The sequence below is a fragment of the Delftia sp. Lp-1 genome (genome assembly GCF_020523835.1).
Classification (GTDB): domain Bacteria; phylum Pseudomonadota; class Gammaproteobacteria; order Burkholderiales; family Burkholderiaceae_C; genus Comamonas; species Comamonas acidovorans.
The window spans coordinates 1,848,664-1,864,763 of the sequence record NZ_JAJALJ010000001.1 but is presented as its reverse complement, the minus strand read 5'-3'; the positions used below and the strand labels follow the sequence as shown (position 1 = coordinate 1,864,763).

The window sequence follows — 16,100 nt, the reverse complement described above, 5'->3', positions numbered from 1 at the left end:
CATGCAGCGCGTCGAGCGAGGGAGTTCGAAGGACGATACATGGCCAGTTGCGCGCCATGCATCCTATGCGACGGCGGACAGCACGGCCCGCAGGCCCAGCAGATAGCTGTCCGCGCCGAAGCCGCAGATCTGGCCTCGGGCGATATCGGCAAACACCGAGTGGTGGCGGAAGGGCTCGCGCGCATGGATGTTGCTCATGTGGATCTCCACCACGGGCACGGTGAGCATGGCCAGCGCGTCGCGGATGCCGTAGCTGTAGTGCGTCCAGGCGCCGGCATTGATGAGCACGCCATCGACGCCGTCCCGAAAGCCCTGGTGGATGCGATCGCACATGGCGCCTTCGCAATTGGTCTGGAAGCTGTCCACCTCGCAGCCCAGCTGGCTGCCCAGGCTGCGCAGCGAGGCGTCGATCTCGGCCAGCGTGACCATGCCGTATTGGGCGGGGTCGCGCTGGCCGAACATGTTGTGGTTGATGCCGTGCAGCATCAGGATCTTTTTCATGGAGGCTCCGTGGCTTGATGTCATGGATGAAGGATGCGCGCCGGTGGTGTCCGGGTCACGCTGTGGTGTCGATGGCGGCGCCCATGCGGGCAGCCTCTGCAATGGCCTCAGTGATCTGCAGGTTGCGCAGGCCGTCGTGCACGCTGACCAGGGGCTGCGCCAGGCCGCGCGCCACCTGCGCGAAATGCGCCATCTGGCGCACCAGCGGGTCTTCGCGCTCCACGGCGGCCACATCCAGGTCGAAGGGCTCATTCCAGGAACGCTGGCCGGCCGATGCATAGGTCTTCAGCCGCATGCTCGGTATGGCCAGCGAGCCGAAGGTGCCCGCCACCAGATAGCAGTCTTCGTCCTCATAGCTGGCATAGGCCTTGTTCTCCTGCGAGGTCTGCTCCCAGCTGCGCGCGCTGGCGGCCGTGTCCGAAAGCATAAAGCTGCCCAGCGCACCGCTGGCAAAGCGCAGGTTGATGGCCACCGTGTCTTCCACGGCGAAACCGCGCGTGGCATGCGAGGCGAAGGCCTGCACGGCCACGATGTCGCCGCACAGCATGCGCAGGTTGTGGACCTCGTGGATCATGTTGAGCAGGATGGGGCCGCCCCCGGCCTCGCGGCGCCAGGGGCCTTCCTCGAAATAGGCGTCCGGCTTGTAGAACAGGGCCGCGCCGGTCACGGCCACCAGGCGGCCCAGCCGCCCCTGGGCGATGAGGGCTGCGGCCCGCGCCATGATCGGGCTGTGGGCGCGGTGGTGGCCCACCAGCACGCGGGCGCCGCTGCGCTCGGCCAGCGCGGCCAGGCGCTGTGCCTCGGCCACGGTGGAGGTGACGGGCTTTTCCAGCAGGATGGGCAGGCGCGCATGCATGCACTGCGCCGCCTGCGGGGCATGCAGGCGGTTGGGCGTGGCCAGCACCACGGCGTCGGGCCGGTCATGGGCGATCAGCTCGCCCAGGTCGCGCCACAGCGGCACTCCGGCCCTTTGGGCAAGCTCCCGGGCGGCGGGCGCCGGGTCCACGATGGCGGACAGGCGGCAATCCGCCTGGGCCCCGATGGCGGCGATATGCGCCTGGCCGATCGCGCCGGCGCCGGCCACGGCAATGCGAAGCGGGTGCAGCTGTGCCATGGCATGCCCCTCAGAAGCGGTGCAGCACGCCCAGCTGCACGCCCTTGATGGTGCGGCCGTTGACGTCGTCGGCCGATGTGAAGTTGGGCTTCATGCCGCCCGAGGCCGCCAGCCGGAAGCCCGCATTGCGGTCGTTCTTCAACTGCTCGGCCACCGCGTAGAGCATGGTGCGCTTGGACAGGTCGTAGTAGGCCGCGACCGCGCCGCCCGATGCGCCGCGCCCGCTGTCCGAGCCATCCTGTATGCGGCCCCACAGCGCGCCCACGCGCAGTTGCGGCGTCACGCGGTAGTCGGCCGACAGCTGCCAAACGCGGTAGAAGCGGCGCACATCGGCATTCGTGCCCGCCACCAGCCCGCCCACATTGCCCAGCACCGTGCCCGTGTTGTTGCCCGCCGAGCCTGCCGTGCTGTTGTTGGACCGCACAAAGGCCAGCTGGACCTTGCCCTTGCCGTAGTCGTAGTTGGCGTAGAGGTTGTCGTAGCGGACCGCGTCGGTATAGGCCGCGTTCTGAGGCGCACGCGCATACAGCCCGGCATATCCCACGCGGTAGGGGCCGTTCAGGTAGTCCAGGCCCAGCTGGTAGATGGCCTGGCGCGCTGGAGCACCGGTCTCGGCCATGGCGTAGTGGGCCTCGAACAGGAAGCCGGCCATGCGCGGCGAGGTGTAGGAGATGTCGTTGTCGAAGCGCGAGGGCACGCCGAAGTTGTTGACCATCGATCCCAACGTGCGCGAGGTGAAGTCGATGTAGTCGCCGCGCCCGAAGATCACGGTGTTCTGCCGGCCCAGCCGCACCTCGCCCCAGCCGCCGCCCAGGCCCACCCAGCTTTGGCGGTCGAAGCCGCGCGTGCTGTCGGCCTGCGTGCCGTTGTCGGCGTTGATGCCCATCTCCAGCTGGAACTTCGCGTACAGGCCACCACCCAGGTCTTCCTGACCGCGAAAGCCCAGGCGACTGCGCAGCAGGGCACCGTCCTCCAGCGTGGTCATGGATGCGCCCGAGCTGCTGCGCATGTGGTTGATGTACTGGTCCACGCTGCCGTAGATGGTGACCGAGGACTGGGCGTGGGCGCCCGCGCCCCAGGCGCCCAGCACGGTGGTCAGGGCCAGGATGCGAAGGGCCCCGCGCTGCGGCACTCGCGGTGTCTGGTGCATTTGCTGTTGCATGGTCTTGTCTCCTTCTCTGTGAAAAATGCTTTTTTGGGCGTGGCTGCGCCCTGCCCTGGACGCATTCAGGGCCGGTTGTCTGTCGGCTGGATCAGTAGGAGATGTGCGCGGTGGCGCGCAGCTCGTCGGGCGTGGCGCTGCCGAAGCCGAAGAATTCGAGGTAGGCGGGAATCATCTCGAACAGCATGTCCGTGCCCACCTGGAAGTCGCAGCCCTTGTCTCGCACGGCGCGCAGCAGGGGCGTGAACTCGGACTTCATCACCACCTCGCCTACAAAGGTGGTGGGCGCGATGCGCTGCACATCGAAAGGCAGCGGGTCATCGGCCTTCATGCCCAGCGGCGTGGCGTTGACGACCACGTCGAAGCCCTGCGGGTCCCTGGAGCCCGTGCCCACCTTCATCCTCGGGTAGTAGGCAGCGAGCCGCCCGGCCAGGGCCTGCGCGCTCTCGTCCCGCGTGTCGAACAGCATCAGCTCGCCCACGCCGGCTGCCGCCAGCGAGGCGGCAATCGCCGACCCCACGCCACCCGCCCCGGAAATCAGCACCCGCGCGCCCTGCAGCTGCCGCCCCTTGCGCAGCACGCCGCGCACAAAGCCCGCGCCGTCGAACTGGTCGCCCAGCAGCGAGCCATCCTCGCGCCGCAGCACGGCATTGCAGGCGCCTGCAATGTGCACGGCGGGCGTGACCTCGTGCACCAGGTCCACCACGGACACCTTGTGCGGCATGGTGATCAGCGCGCCGCGCAGGTTGGTGAAACGCATGATGGCCGCGAAGTCCGGCGCGAAATGCGCCGCCTTCACGCCCATGGGCACGACGCAGGCGTCTATGCCCCGGCCGTCGAACCACGGGTTGTAGATCATGGGCGACTTGAAGGTCTCGGTGGGATCGCCGATGTGCGCGATGAGGGTGGTTTTTCCGGAAATCATTCCCTGGGCTTTCGGATGCTTGGGTTGGCGGAATGTGGCGTGTGAAATTCAGCGGCCGGACTGGGGCAGTGCCTGGGTGCGCAGGCGCTCGTACTCGGCGGCGTCCACAGGCTGCGCACCGGCCTCGCCCAGATCCTCCATGCGCACGCGGTAGGTCTCGCGGGCGCTCCAGGCGGCCAGCGCTGCGACCACGGTGATGCCGAAGGCGATCAGCCCCACCGTCAGCCAGATGTTCTGGGATCCCGGAGGCGCCACGGCCGTGAACAGCGCGGGCAGCATGGCGGTGATGGCCGTGCCCACGTTCTGCGAGATGGCCATGGCCGAGACGCGTGTGCGGGTCGGGAACAGCTCGGGGTAGAAGCTGGGGAACACCGCGTTGTAGCCCTGGTAGACCACGCCCCACATCAGGATGGACATGGCGAAGGCCAGCGGCATGTTGCGCGTGCTGATGGCGTAGAGGTAGCCGATGGCCAGCAGCCCCGACAGCAGCGCGCCGAAAATGATGGGCGGGCGCCGGCCGATGCGGTCGGACAGGTTGCCCACCAGGGGGATCACCAGCACCGCGACGATGTTGCCCACCACGGGAATCCACAGGTACATGTCCTTGGCGAAGCCGATGCCGTAGGCGGGCTGCACCGCATAGGCGGCACCGAAGATGGTGGCCACCACGGGGATCACGTTCATCAGCGCCATGCAGACCACGCGCAGCATGTCGGGCGAATGGTGGCGGAAGGCCTCGACCACGGGCGAACGCGGACGTGACTCGCTGCGGCCTGCTGCCGTGAAGGCCGGGGTCTCGTTGACCTCGCGGCGGATGATCCAGCCCGCAATGATGACCACGAAGCTCAGGATGAAGGGAATGCGCCAGCCCCAGCTGTTGAACTGCTCGGTGGGCATGTAGTGCGCCAGCGGCAGGAACACGGCCGCTGCCAGGATCTGGCCGGCCTGCACGCCCTGCAGCGTGAAGCTGGCGAAGAAGCCGCGCCGCCCGAACGGGGCATGCTCCAGGATCATCGAGCTGGCGCCCGAGATCTCGCCGGCCACCGCAAAGCCCTGGATCAGCCGCATCAGCACCAGCAGCGCGGGCGCCCACAGGCCGACCTGGTCATAGGTGGGCAGCAGCCCCACGGCGATGGTGGAAAAGCCCATCAGGAACATGCACCACACCAGCACCTGCTTGCGCCCGTGCGTATCGCCCAGGTGGCCCAGCACGAAGGCGCCGATGGGCCGCGCCACATAGCCCACGCCGTAGGTGGCCAGCGAGGCGATGATCGCAATCGCCGGATCACCCTGCGGAAAGAAGATCTGCGGAAAGATCAGCGCCGCAGCCGTGGCGTAGATGAAGAAATCGTAGTACTCCAGGGCCGAGCCTATCCAGCCGCTGGTTGCGGCCTTCCTGGGTTGGTGCTGCGTTGACTGCGTATGTATCGGTGTTGCGCTCATGTGTTGTCTCCTCCAGGCAAAAGATCCCCGCTGCGGCACGTGATGGATGCTTGCGGCCAGGCCAGCGGGATGTAAAAAATGTAGTTCCCGCCTATGAATCTGCCCAAGCCAATTTCCAGGGGCATGTGCGCTGATCGCACCGCGCGGTTCGATAATCGCACGCACCCAGGGTTAATACGGAAAACTCAAGCTCGCCATGACAACACCTTCCACCCTCGCCCAGCGCGACTGGATTGCCGGACTGGAACGCGGCGTATCGATCATCGAAGCCTTTGACGACGCCCACCCGCGCATGACGGCCGCCGAGGCCGGCCAGCGCACGGGCATGACGCGCACCGCCGCGCGGCGCTACCTGCTGACGCTGCAGCACATGGGCTACGTGGCGGGGGACGGCAAGCTGTTCTGGCTCACGCCGCGCGTGCTGCGGCTGGGGCAGTCGTACCTGGAGTCGGCGCGGCTGCCGCGCATCGTCCAGCCGTTTCTGCAGCGCGTGGCGGCCGGCACCCATGAAACCGCCTACCTGGCGGTGCTGGACGACGACGAGGTGGTCTACATCGCACGCAACGGCCCCAACCGCAACATGAACACCGGCTACGTGCTGGGCGCACGCGTGCCGGCCCAGGTCACGGCGGCCGGCATGCTGATGCTGTCCATGCGCAGCGACGCCGAGCTGGAGCACTGGCTGGACAACCGCGCGCTGACGGTCTTCACCTCGCACACCATCACCTGCCCCGCCGAAATGCGCCGCGAGCTGGCCCTGATCCGCACCCAGGACTGGGCGCTGTGCGAGCAGCAGCTCAACCTGGACTCGCGCGGCATTGCCGTGCCGCTGCGCGACCGCCACGGCGCGCTGGCCGGCGCCCTCAACATCACCATGCCCATGGGCCGCGAGACCGGCAAGGACGCCGTGGCGCGCGTGCTGCCCATGCTGCGCGAGACGGCGCAGGCCATGCGGGATCTGATCTGATGGTGAACAACATGGCCATGGCGCAACTTCCTGACCTGGACATGCATGGCGGCGACGACCGTCTGCTGCAGCATCTGCAGGCACTGGAAGTGCGGCTGCACGATCCGCAGGTGCGCTCGGACGCAGGCCAGCTGCAGGCGCTGCTGCATGAAGACTTCCTGGAATTCGGCCGCTCGGGCGGCGTGCATGGCAGGGCTGATACCGTGGACAGCCTGGCGGCCGCCTTGCCAGAAGGGCCCCCTGCCCGGTTGGTGTCAGGCGGCTTTGCCCTGACGCGCCTGGGGCCGGACAGCGCGCTGCTGACCTACCGCTCGGCCAGCGTGGCCGAGGATGGAACGGCCGGCCGGCATACGCTGCGCTCCTCGGTCTGGCTGCGCACGGCCCGGGGCTGGCAGATGCGCTTCCACCAGGGCACGCCCACGGCGCCATTCGACCTGGCCGCATCCATGCCATGAGCGGCCTGCGGCGTGTTCAGACGGTTTCGAACGCGTATTTTTCCGTGTCCACCTCGCGCTGCGAGGCCACGGCATAGCGGTCGCCCTGGATGCGCTCGGGCTTGAAGAGGTCGTCCAGTTCGGCCAGCAGGGCAGCGTCCAGGCGCACGGCGCCGCCGCGCAGGTCTTCGTGCAGGTGGTCCACGCTGGTGGTGCCCGGCAGGGCAATCACATGATCGCCCTGGTGCAGCACCCAGGCGATGGCCAGCTCGGCCAGCGTGCAGTCGGCGCGCTCGGCAATGGACTGCATGGGCGCGAGCAGCTGCAGGTTCTTCGCATAGGCCTCGGGCGCGAAGCGCGGCATGCTGGCGCGGATATCGCCCTTGACCAGGCCCTCGACCTCCTGGAGCTTGCCGGTGAGGAAGGCGCGGCCCAGCGGGCTGAAGGCCACGTAGGCAATGCCCAGTTCCTTGCAGGCCTGCAGCGTGCCCAGCTCGGCATTGCGCGACCACAGCGAATACTCGCTTTGCAGCGCGGCGATGGGGAAGGTGGCATGGGCGCGGCGCAGCGCGTCGGCGCCGATCTCGGACAGGCCCAGGGCGCGCACCTTGCCCTCTTCCACCAGGCGCGACATCTCGCCCACCGATTCCTCGATGGGCACGCGGCGGTCCCAGCGGTGCAGGTAGTAGAGATCGATGACATCGGTGCCCAGGCGCTGCAGGCTGTCTTCGCAATTGCGGCGCAGGGTCTTGGGGTGGCCATCGATCACGCGGCGCACCACGCCGTCGTCGCCGCGCACGCCGGCCATGCCGCATTTGCTGGCCAGGGTGATGTGGTTGCGGTGGGACTTGAGCACGGGGCCGATCAGGGATTCGTTGGCGCCGAAGCCATACAGCGCCGCCGTGTCGAACAGCGTGACACCGGCATCCAGCGCCGCATGCAGCACGGCCTTGCCCTGCTCGGGCGACGGCGGATGGCCATAGGCATGGCTGAGGTTCATGCAGCCCAGGCCGACGGCGCTGACGGAGAAGGGACCCAGGTGGCGTGTGGACAGGTTGGTCATGGTTTTCTCACAGGGAAAAGAAGCAAGGGAGCGGCCAGCGCTCCCTTGCAATGTCGAAGTCCCATTTTGCCGTCAAACCGACGTGCCCCTCACGCCCGTGCGCGCCCAGGCCGGCAGCGGCACGGGCCGGTGCAGCACGTCGTCGTTGAGCCACAGGGCGCTGCGGCGCGCGCGCTCGGCCACGGTGTCCAGCGGCAGCTGCTGGTAGTCGTCGTTGAAGACCTCGAAGCTGTAGTCGCCCCGGTAGCCCAGGCGGTCCAGGCGCAGCACCAGGTCGGCCAGGCGCTCGCTGTGCACGCCCTCGCCCGGGAACACGCGGAAGGTGCGCGCCGTGGCCATGCGCTCTTCGAAGGTGGGGGCGTCGTGCCACATGAAGTCGGACAGTTGCACCAGGAAGATCTTGTCGCGGTCGATCAGCTCCAGCGCGTCCAGAGGCGTCTTGGCAGCCAGGATGTGGAAGGAGTCCAGGCCAATGCCCAGGTTGGACGTGTCGGCACGGCAGACCACGTCCCAGCTGGTGGTGAACTCATTGACGGAGCGACCCCAGGACAGGCCCTCGTAGGCGATCTTCACGCCCAGCGGAATGCCCAGCATGGCCAGCTTGCGCAGGTCGCGCGCAATCACGTCGAGATCGCCCGTGGCATGGCGCGAGGTGGACGAGCAGGCCAGCAGCACGGGGCTGCCGATCTCGGCGCACATCTCCAGCATGGATTTGGCGATGTCCACCTTGTAGTGGTGCAGGTGGTCGGACAGGCCCTCGAAGTCGCGCAGCACCTGAAAGCCCGTGGGCCGCAGGCCGCTGGCGCGCACGGCCGCAGCCGCCGCCTTGACGCCGCCCGGGTGGCCGGCCAGATCGCGCGCACTGAGCATGACCTGGGTGAAGCCCGCGCGCCGTATGGCGTCGAGCTTGGCCTCCAGCGAGCCATTCAGAGTGATGGTGTCCATGCCATAGCTGTCCAGCAAGCCCATGTTGCCCTCCAGGATCGTTGTGTGTATCGGCGGTTGAATCGGACGGCGGCGCGCCAGGCTTTGCGCTAGGCGTCGCGGTGCACCAGCTCGAACACCACGGTGCCCATGGCGTTGCGCGTGAGCGCGCCGCGGTCATCGGGGTGCAGGCGGCTCGATTCCACGAACTCCACGCCGCGCTGGCGCAGCGCCTGCACGGCGCCAGGCACGTCGGTGGTGCCCAGGCCGATGCGCTGCAGGCGCTCGGGCATGTCGTCCCACTCCAGGCCCGGATCGGGCTCGATGAGCTGCCACAGGAAGCGCTTGCAGGGGCTGCGCATGAGCTTGCCCTTGGGCAGGATGCCGAAGCGCTGCGCGTCGGGCAGCAGGTGGAAGTCGAACATGCGCTCGAAGTAGGTGATCCAGTCGGCGCTGCGGCCACGCCCTATGTACTGGACCACGCCGAAATAGCCCAGGCCGGCCAGCGCTGGTGGATGTGGATCGGCCCCGGCGATAGGCTTGAAATCGATGTCATAGATGGAGAACTCCTGCCATCGATCGACAAAGTAGAAGCGGCTGCCACCCGGGCCGTGGATGGCCGGGATGTGCAGCTCCATCGCCTGGGCCTGGCTGGGCGCCGCCCAGGCTCCCAGCTCGATGCAGCGCGTATGCGCCTGCAGGGCATCCTGCACGCGCAGCGCCACGGCCGAGATGACGGGCTGCCCGTCCGAGGCGGCATTGGCCAGCGCATCGGCAGCGCCCGCATTGACCACCAGGTTCATGTCCCCCTGCCGGTACAGCGTCACCTCGCGCGAGCGGTGCCGCGCCACGGGGCGAAAACCCAGCCCCTCCAGCACCTGGCCCAGGGCCTGGGGCTGGCTGGTCGTGTACTCGATGAACTCTATGCCGTCGATCCCGAGGCGATTGGACGCCTCGGGCACGTCTTCCCGGCTGCTGGAGGAGGAATCGGTCATTGCGGTACTCCGGATGGAAACATGGTGCGCTGCGACGGCTCGCCGGGCGCGTCAGGCCTGCAGTTGCTGCTCGAGGTCGTGCAGGACCTGATAGCAGGGCAGCACCTGGGCCACGCTGGAATTGGGCTCGCGGCCTTCGCGGATGGCGGCGAAGAACTCGCGGTCCTGCAGCTCGATGCCATTCATGGAGACATCAACCTTGGAAACGTCGATCTTCTCCTCCTTGCCGTTGACCAGATCGTCATAGCGCGCGATGTAGGTGCCGGTGTCGCCGATGTAGCGGAAGAAGGTGCCCAGCGGGCCGTCGTTGTTGAAAGACAGGCTCAGCGTGCAGATGGCGCCATTGGCGGCCTTGAGCTGGATGCTCATGTCCATGGCAATGCCCAGCTCCGGATGGATGGGGCCTTGGACGGCATTGGCCTTCACGATGGGGCTGCCGGCCTGGTAGGCGAACAGGTCCACGGTGTGGGCAGCGTGGTGCCACAGCAGGTGATCGGTCCAGCTGCGGGCCTGGCCCAGCGCGTTCATGTTGGTGCGGCGGAAGAAGTAAGTCTGCACATCCATCTGCTGGATGTTGAACTCGCCGGCCGCGATCTTCTTGTGCACCCACTGGTGGCTGGGGTTGAAGCGGCGCGTGTGGCCGCACATGGCCACCAGGCCGGTCTGCTTTTGCAGATCGGCCACGGCCTGGGCGTCCTTGAGGCTGTCGGCCAGCGGGATCTCCACCTGTACATGCTTGCCGGCCTTCAGGCATTCGATGGCCTGGGCGGCATGCATCTGCGTGGGCGTGCACAGGATGACGGCGTCCACCTCGGGCAGGGCCAGGCTGTCGGCCAGCTCGGTGGTCACATGCTTGATGCCGTACTTGTCGGCCACTTCCTGGGTCTTGGCCAGCTCGCGGCCCACCAGGGAGACGACTTCAACGCCGTCGATGTTCTTGATGCCGTCCAGGTGCTTGATGCCGAAGGCACCGGCGCCCGCCAGGGCGACTTTGATGGTCTTGTTGCTCATTGGGGGTTCTCCAGGATGAGGTGTCCGACAGCGGTGTTCGATGCCGGCACATGGTAGAAGCGGTGGTTGACCTTGGGCAGCGGCGCGGGGCCATCCACATCGGCCATGGCACCGCGCGCGATCAGCCACATCACCAGCTCGATGCCTTCGGAGCCAGCCTCGCGCACGTAGTCGATATGCGGCATCTTGGCCAGGCCGGCAGGGTTCTCGATCAGCAGGTCCAGGAAGCGGTTGTCCCACTCCTTGTTGATCAGGCCGGCACGCGCGCCCTGCAGCTGGTGGCTCATGCCGCCCGTGCCCCAGATCTGCACGTTCAGGTCTTCATCGAAGCTTTCCACGGCGCGGCGGATGGCGCGGCCCAGGTTGAAGCAGCGCTGGCCCGACGGCACGGGGTACTGCACCACGTTCACGGCAAACGGAATCACCGGGCAGGGCCAGGCGCCTGTGCGCGCGTCCTGCTGGCCGCACATCAGGGACAGCGGTACGGTCAGGCCGTGGTCCACGTCCATCTTGTTGACGATGGTCAGGTCGAAGTCCTGCTGGATCACCGACTGCGCGATGTGGCTGGCCAGCTCCGGATGGCCGACGACCTTGGGCACGGGGCGCGGGCCCCAGCCTTCGTCGGCGGGCTGGTATTCAGCGGCCGTGCCGATGGCAAACGTCGGGATGAAGTCCAGGCTGAACGCGGTCGCGTGGTCGTTGTAGACCAGGAAGATCACGTCGGGCTTGTTGTCCTTGAGCCATTGGCGCGAGTGCTCGAAGCCCTTGAACAAAGGCTGCCAATAGGGCTCGTCGGCCTTGCCCAGGTCCATGGCCGCGCCGATGGCGGGCACATGCGAGGTGTAGACGGATGCGGTGATGCGCGCCATGTCAGATGCCTTCCTTGTTCTTGTTCGCTGCGCCGGCGAGGCCTTGCGGCTGGCGGTGGGCCTGGGCATCGCCCTCCTCGCCCACGCGGCGGTTACCTTCGGCCGAACGGCCTCCGCCCACCATCATGTTGCGGTATTCCTCTTCGGACATGCCGGTCATGGAGCCTGCCATCTGCTGGAAGCTCTTGCCGTCCGTGGCGCCGATCTTGGCCAGGAAGTAGATGTTGCCGCCCGTGCGCATGCACCAGTTGAGGTCGCGGGCCAGCACGGCCTGCTTCTGTTCCTCGCTCATGGCCCATTCGTCCAGGTAGGCACGCTCGTCGGCCTTGAAGCGCTCGCGGTTCTCGGCCTTCATCAGCGACATGCAGAACTGGTTGAGCCAGTAGCCTTTGCGGGACTGCTCGGCATCAAAAATGATGGTGCCGGGCACGTCCAGATAGGGTTTGTCCAATGCCATGGATATCTCCTTGAATATGTCCGGCACCCAGGCCGGACATGGTCGCCTTCAGGCCTCTTCGGGCCAGTAAAGGCGCATGGGGTTGTCCACCAGCAGCTTGCGCTGCAGTTCGGCCGTGGGGGCGATGTGCGGGATGAAGTCGACCAGCAGGCCGTCATCGGGCATGTGGTCCTTGAGGTTGGGGTGGGGCCAGTCGGTTCCCCACAGCACGCGGTCGGGGAATTCCTCGACCACGCGGCGGGCGAAGGGCACCACGTCACGGTAGGCATTTTGCTCGCCGTCCAGCGCCTTGGGGCCGGTGACGGACAGGCGTTCGGGGCAGCTGACCTTGCTCCAGACGTTCTGGTGCTCGCGCATGAACTTGAGGAACAGCTCGAACTCGGGGCCGTCCACGGGCTTGTTCACATCGGGGCGGCCCATGTGGTCCACGACCACGGTGGTGGGCAGGCTGGTGAAGAAATCCCACAGCTCGGGCAGGTCCACGGCCTCGAAGTAGATGACCACATGCCAGCCGAGCTTGGCGACACGGCCCGCGATCTCCATCAGCTCGTCCTTGGGCGTGAAGTCCACCAGGCGCTTGACGAAGTTGAAGCGCACGCCGCGCACGCCGGCGGCGTGCAGCTCCTGCAACTCCTCATCGGTCACGCTGCGGCGCACCGTGGCCACGCCGCGCGCCTTGCCGTTGGCGGCCTTGCAGGCATCGACCATGGCGCGGTTGTCGGCGCCATGGCAGGTGGCCTGCACGATGACGTTGCGCGCAAAGCCCAGGTGATCGCGCAGCGCGAACAGCTGCTGCTTGCTGGCATCGCAGGGCGTGTACTTGCGCTCGGGCGCAAACGGGAATTCATCGCCGGGGCCGAAGACGTGGCAATGCGCGTCCACGGCACCTGCGGGCACCTGGAACTTGGGCTTGGAGGGGCCGGCGTACCAGTCCAGCCAGCCGGGGGTTTTTTCAAAAGCGCTCATGTTCCCTCCTTCAGTCGATGTAACGGAGGCCGGCCTTTTCAAGCGGCTCGCGCATCTTGTACATGTCCAGCCCCAGCACGCCGGAAGCCAGCTTGGCGCGCTTTTCGCCCTCGAAGCTCTCGCGCTTTTGCGCGGCGGCCAGGGTTTCGGCGGCCTTGGCGGCGGGCACGCAGACCACGCCATCATCGTCGGCCACGATCACGTCGCCGGGCGTGACCCACATGCCTGCGCAGACCACGGGAATGTTGACCGAGCCCAGCGTGGCCTTGATCGTGCCCTTGGAGGAGATGGCGCGGCTCCACACGGGGAAGTTCATCTCCTGCAGCGTCTTCACGTCGCGCACGCCGGCGTCGATGACCAGCGCACGCGCGCCGCGCGCCTGAAAGCTCGTGGCCAGCAGGTCGCCGAAGTAGCCGTCCGTGCATTCCGAGGTCACGGCCGCGACCACGATGTCGCCGGGCTGGATCTGCTCGGCCGCCACATGCATCATCCAGTTGTCACCGGGCTGCAGCAGCACGGTGACGGCCGTGCCCGAGACCTGCTGGCCCGCATAGATGGGGCGCATGTAGGGCTTGAGCAGGCCCACGCGGCCCATGGCCTCGTGGACGGTGGCCGAGCCCAGGGCGGCCAGGCCGTCGGCGGCCGCGCGGTCGGCGCGCTGGATGTTGCGGTAAACCACACCGAGTTCGTACATGGTGTTCTCCTTGATCTGAGGTGTCGGCCTGCTTACAGGCCCTTTTGCTTGAGGGCGGCGTCCAGGCGCGGGAACACGCGGCGCGCGTTGCCTTCGTAGACCTGGTAGCGCTCCTCTTCGGTGAGGTTGGCCGTGGCCTCGATGTAGCGCTTGGTGTCGTCGTAGTAGTGGCCCGTGGTCGGATCGATGCCGCGCACGGCGCCGATCATCTCGCTGGCGAACAGGATGTTCTTGACCGGGATCACCTTGGTCAGCAGATCGATGCCGGGCTGGTGGTAGACGCAGGTGTCGAAGAAGATGTTGTTCAGCAGGTGCTCGTCCAGCAGCGGCTTCTTGAGCTCCTGCGCCAGGCCGCGGAAACGGCCCCAGTGGTAGGGCACGGCGCCGCCGCCATGGGGGATCAGGAACTTGAGCGTGGGGAAGTCCTTGAACAGGTCGCTGGTCAGGCACTGCATGAAGGCCGTGGTGTCGGCATTCAGGTAGTGGGCGCCCGTGGTGTGGAAGCACGCGTTGCAGCTGGTGGAGACATGGACCATCGCGGGGATGTCGTACTCCACCATCTTTTCGTAGATGGGATACCAGGAGCGGTCCGACAGCGGGGGCGAGGTCCAGTGGCCGCCTGAAGGATCGGGGTTCAGGTTGATGCCCACGTTGCCGTACTGCTCCACGCACTTGACCAATTCGGGAATGCAGGTGGCAGGGTCCACGCCCGGCGACTGCGGCAGCATGGCGGCCGGGATGAAATGCTCGGGGAACAGCTCGCTGACGCGGAAGCACAGCTCGTTGCAGATGGCGGCCCAGGTGCTCGATGTCTGGAAGTCGCCGATGTGGTGGGCCATGAAGCTGGCGCGCGGGCTGAAGATGGTGAGATCGGAGCCGCGCTGCTTCATCAGCTTGAGCTGGTTGGTCTCGATGGTCTCGCGGATCTCGTCGTCGCTGATCTTCAGGTCGCTGGCCCTGGGGGCCTTGGACGGGTCCTTGAGGCCTGCGATCTGCAGGTCGCGCCAGGCGCCCAGGGCCGCGGGCGCGGTGGTGTAGTGGCCGTGTACGTCGATGATCATCGGATGGTCTCCTGCGTCTTTATGGGGTGGGAATGTGTCAGTGAAGGGGTGTGGCAGGCGCCGCGCCGCCTTGCGGCTCGGGACTGCTGTACTGCTTGATGATGAGGGCGGCCATGGCGATCACGCCCGGAATGGCCACCACGGCAAAGATCTCGCTGAAACCCAGCTGGCGCGCCGACAGCTCGGCCACCAGGAAGGAGCCCGCAATGCCGCCGAAGCGGCCAATGCCCAGCATCCAGGCCACGCCCGTGGCACGGCCCCGCGTGGGGTAGTAGGCGGCAGCCAGCGCCGGCATGGACGACTGGGCGGTGTTCATGATGGTGCCGGCCAGGAAGACGGCCACCACCAGCCAGCCCAGGTGGCCGGCCGTCTGGCCTATCCACCAGATGGAGGCCGCCGTCAGCGCATAGCCGATGGCGATGATGCGGTTGGCATTGAAGCGGTCCATGAGCCAGCCGAACAGCACGGCGCCCACGCCGCCCAGCGGGAACAGCGCGGCCACCAGGGTGCCGGTCTTGGGGTCCAGGCCCGCTTCCTTGAACAGCACGGGCATCCAGTTCATCAGCGCGTAGAAGATGACCAGGCCCATGAAGTAGGCGATCCACAGCATCACCGAGCCCACGCGGTACTGGCGCGACAGCACCACGCCCATGCCGCTGCTGGCACGCGCCTCGGGCCTGGCTTCGGTCAGCACGAAACGCTGCACGCCCTGCACGGCATCACCGGCAATGCGCGCCAGCACCTTGCGGATGCGCTCGGCAGGGTAGTTGTTGGCCACCATGTGGCGCACCGACTCGGGCAGCAGCACGATCAGGGCCACCAGCAGCAGCAGCGGCGCGGCACCGCCCAGGATGAGCACGCTGCGCCAGCCGAAATGCGGGATCATCCAGGCCGCCAGAAAGCCGCCGAAGGCCGCGCCCAGCGGAAAGCCGCAGAACATGGCGTTGGTCAGCGTGGCGCGGCGCGAATCAGGGCAGTACTCGCTCATCAGCGTGACGGCATTGGGCATGGCGGCACCCAGGCCCAGGCCGGTGACGAAGCGCAGCACGGCCAGCGTCCAGATGTCGGGCGAAAAGCCCGAAGCCAGGCAGGACACGGCAAACACCGCCACCGAACCCACCAGCACGGACTTGCGGCCCAGCCGGTCGGCCAGCGGACCAGAGAACAGGGCGCCTGCAGCCAGGCCGAACAGCGCCGCGCTGAGCACGGGCGCCAGCGCAGGCTTGCTCACGCCCCACTCGCCGATCAGCGAGGGCGCGATGTAGCCGATGGCCGCCGTGTCAAAGCCATCGAGCAGAACGATCAGGAAACACAGTGCAAAGATCACCCACTGGAATCCCGAGAACGGGTGCTCGTTGAGCAGGGTCTGCACATTGACGCCGGGCTGGCCGGCGTCCTTCTGGACGGATGTCATGACTTGTCTCTTCCACTGTCTCTGGGATTGGCGGATGCCTGCACCCGCAGGCGCGGCCCGTCCCCTGGAACCGCGGGGGCCCGGCCCCCGCACTGTCCGT

General features: G+C 67.1%; 17 protein-coding genes. 2 read left to right on the top strand and 15 right to left on the bottom strand.

Going from position 1 to position 16,100, the window contains the following annotated elements:
- Positions 1–63 precede the first annotated feature (63 nt).
- The 5 genes from aroQ to LGR64_RS08235 all read right to left on the bottom strand — a co-directional run bounded on the left by aroQ (position 64) and on the right by LGR64_RS08235 (position 5,145).
- The gene (gene aroQ / locus LGR64_RS08255; protein ID WP_141831405.1) at positions 64–501 is read right to left on the bottom strand and encodes a type II 3-dehydroquinate dehydratase; all 438 of its coding nucleotides are present in this window, start codon (positions 499–501) and stop codon (positions 64–66) included.
- 55 nt (positions 502–556) lie between these two features.
- Positions 557–1,615 carry a Gfo/Idh/MocA family protein gene (locus tag LGR64_RS08250; RefSeq protein WP_230355227.1) on the bottom strand — a complete coding sequence of 353 codons (1,059 nt, stop codon included), beginning with the start codon at positions 1,613–1,615 and terminating at the stop codon, positions 557–559.
- A 10-nt stretch (positions 1,616–1,625) separates the two neighbouring features.
- Complete coding sequence (locus tag LGR64_RS08245; RefSeq protein WP_016451443.1) at positions 1,626–2,777, bottom strand: porin; 1,152 nt, start codon at positions 2,775–2,777, stop codon at positions 1,626–1,628.
- A 91-nt stretch (positions 2,778–2,868) separates the two neighbouring features.
- Positions 2,869–3,702, bottom strand: coding sequence for a shikimate dehydrogenase family protein (locus tag LGR64_RS08240; RefSeq protein WP_099751514.1), 834 nt, complete (start codon positions 3,700–3,702; stop codon positions 2,869–2,871).
- 48 nt (positions 3,703–3,750) lie between these two features.
- The gene (locus tag LGR64_RS08235; protein WP_230355226.1) at positions 3,751–5,145 is read right to left on the bottom strand and encodes an MFS transporter; all 1,395 of its coding nucleotides are present in this window, start codon (positions 5,143–5,145) and stop codon (positions 3,751–3,753) included.
- Between the two features lie 196 nt (positions 5,146–5,341).
- Between LGR64_RS08235 and LGR64_RS08230 the strand changes: the two genes are divergently transcribed.
- Both LGR64_RS08230 and LGR64_RS08225 read left to right on the top strand, forming a co-directional pair.
- Complete coding sequence (locus LGR64_RS08230; RefSeq protein ID WP_012206241.1) at positions 5,342–6,112, top strand: IclR family transcriptional regulator domain-containing protein; 771 nt, start codon at positions 5,342–5,344, stop codon at positions 6,110–6,112.
- 17 nt (positions 6,113–6,129) lie between these two features.
- On the top strand, positions 6,130–6,567 hold the full coding sequence (locus tag LGR64_RS08225; RefSeq protein WP_230355225.1) for a nuclear transport factor 2 family protein: 438 nt from the start codon (positions 6,130–6,132) through the stop codon (positions 6,565–6,567).
- A gap of 16 nt (positions 6,568–6,583) precedes the next feature.
- On the opposite strand, the gene LGR64_RS08220 is transcribed toward LGR64_RS08225, so the two are convergent.
- The 10 genes from LGR64_RS08220 to LGR64_RS08175 form a co-directional block, all read right to left on the bottom strand.
- Positions 6,584–7,609 (bottom strand): aldo/keto reductase, encoded by a 1,026-nt coding sequence (locus tag LGR64_RS08220; RefSeq protein ID WP_230355224.1) that lies wholly within the window; start codon positions 7,607–7,609, stop codon positions 6,584–6,586.
- A gap of 72 nt (positions 7,610–7,681) precedes the next feature.
- On the bottom strand, positions 7,682–8,578 hold the full coding sequence (locus tag LGR64_RS08215) for a sugar phosphate isomerase/epimerase family protein (RefSeq protein ID WP_065346192.1): 897 nt from the start codon (positions 8,576–8,578) through the stop codon (positions 7,682–7,684).
- Between the two features lie 65 nt (positions 8,579–8,643).
- Positions 8,644–9,528 carry a 4-hydroxyphenylpyruvate dioxygenase gene (locus tag LGR64_RS08210; RefSeq protein ID WP_012206245.1) on the bottom strand — a complete coding sequence of 295 codons (885 nt, stop codon included), beginning with the start codon at positions 9,526–9,528 and terminating at the stop codon, positions 8,644–8,646.
- 51 nt (positions 9,529–9,579) lie between these two features.
- Positions 9,580–10,539: a Gfo/Idh/MocA family oxidoreductase gene (locus LGR64_RS08205; RefSeq protein ID WP_012206246.1), complete on the bottom strand. Its 960-nt coding sequence runs from the start codon at positions 10,537–10,539 to the stop codon at positions 9,580–9,582.
- Positions 10,536–11,408, bottom strand: a complete 873-nt coding sequence (locus tag LGR64_RS08200; RefSeq protein WP_088164340.1) for a class III extradiol dioxygenase subunit beta — start codon at positions 11,406–11,408, stop codon at positions 10,536–10,538. Before LGR64_RS08200 ends, LGR64_RS08205 begins: the two co-directional genes overlap by 4 nt.
- Position 11,409: 1 nt before the next feature.
- Positions 11,410–11,865: a protocatechuate 4,5-dioxygenase subunit alpha gene (ligA, locus tag LGR64_RS08195; protein ID WP_141831397.1), complete on the bottom strand. Its 456-nt coding sequence runs from the start codon at positions 11,863–11,865 to the stop codon at positions 11,410–11,412.
- Positions 11,866–11,913: 48 nt separating this feature from the next.
- Positions 11,914–12,831: an amidohydrolase family protein gene (locus LGR64_RS08190; protein WP_230355223.1), complete on the bottom strand. Its 918-nt coding sequence runs from the start codon at positions 12,829–12,831 to the stop codon at positions 11,914–11,916.
- A gap of 10 nt (positions 12,832–12,841) precedes the next feature.
- Positions 12,842–13,525: a 4-carboxy-4-hydroxy-2-oxoadipate aldolase/oxaloacetate decarboxylase gene (gene ligK, locus LGR64_RS08185; protein ID WP_141831393.1), complete on the bottom strand. Its 684-nt coding sequence runs from the start codon at positions 13,523–13,525 to the stop codon at positions 12,842–12,844.
- A 32-nt stretch (positions 13,526–13,557) separates the two neighbouring features.
- Complete coding sequence (locus tag LGR64_RS08180; protein ID WP_141831391.1) at positions 13,558–14,586, bottom strand: amidohydrolase family protein; 1,029 nt, start codon at positions 14,584–14,586, stop codon at positions 13,558–13,560.
- Between the two features lie 37 nt (positions 14,587–14,623).
- Positions 14,624–16,000 carry an MFS transporter gene (locus tag LGR64_RS08175; protein ID WP_141831389.1) on the bottom strand — a complete coding sequence of 459 codons (1,377 nt, stop codon included), beginning with the start codon at positions 15,998–16,000 and terminating at the stop codon, positions 14,624–14,626.
- Positions 16,001–16,100: the final 100 nt, after the last annotated feature.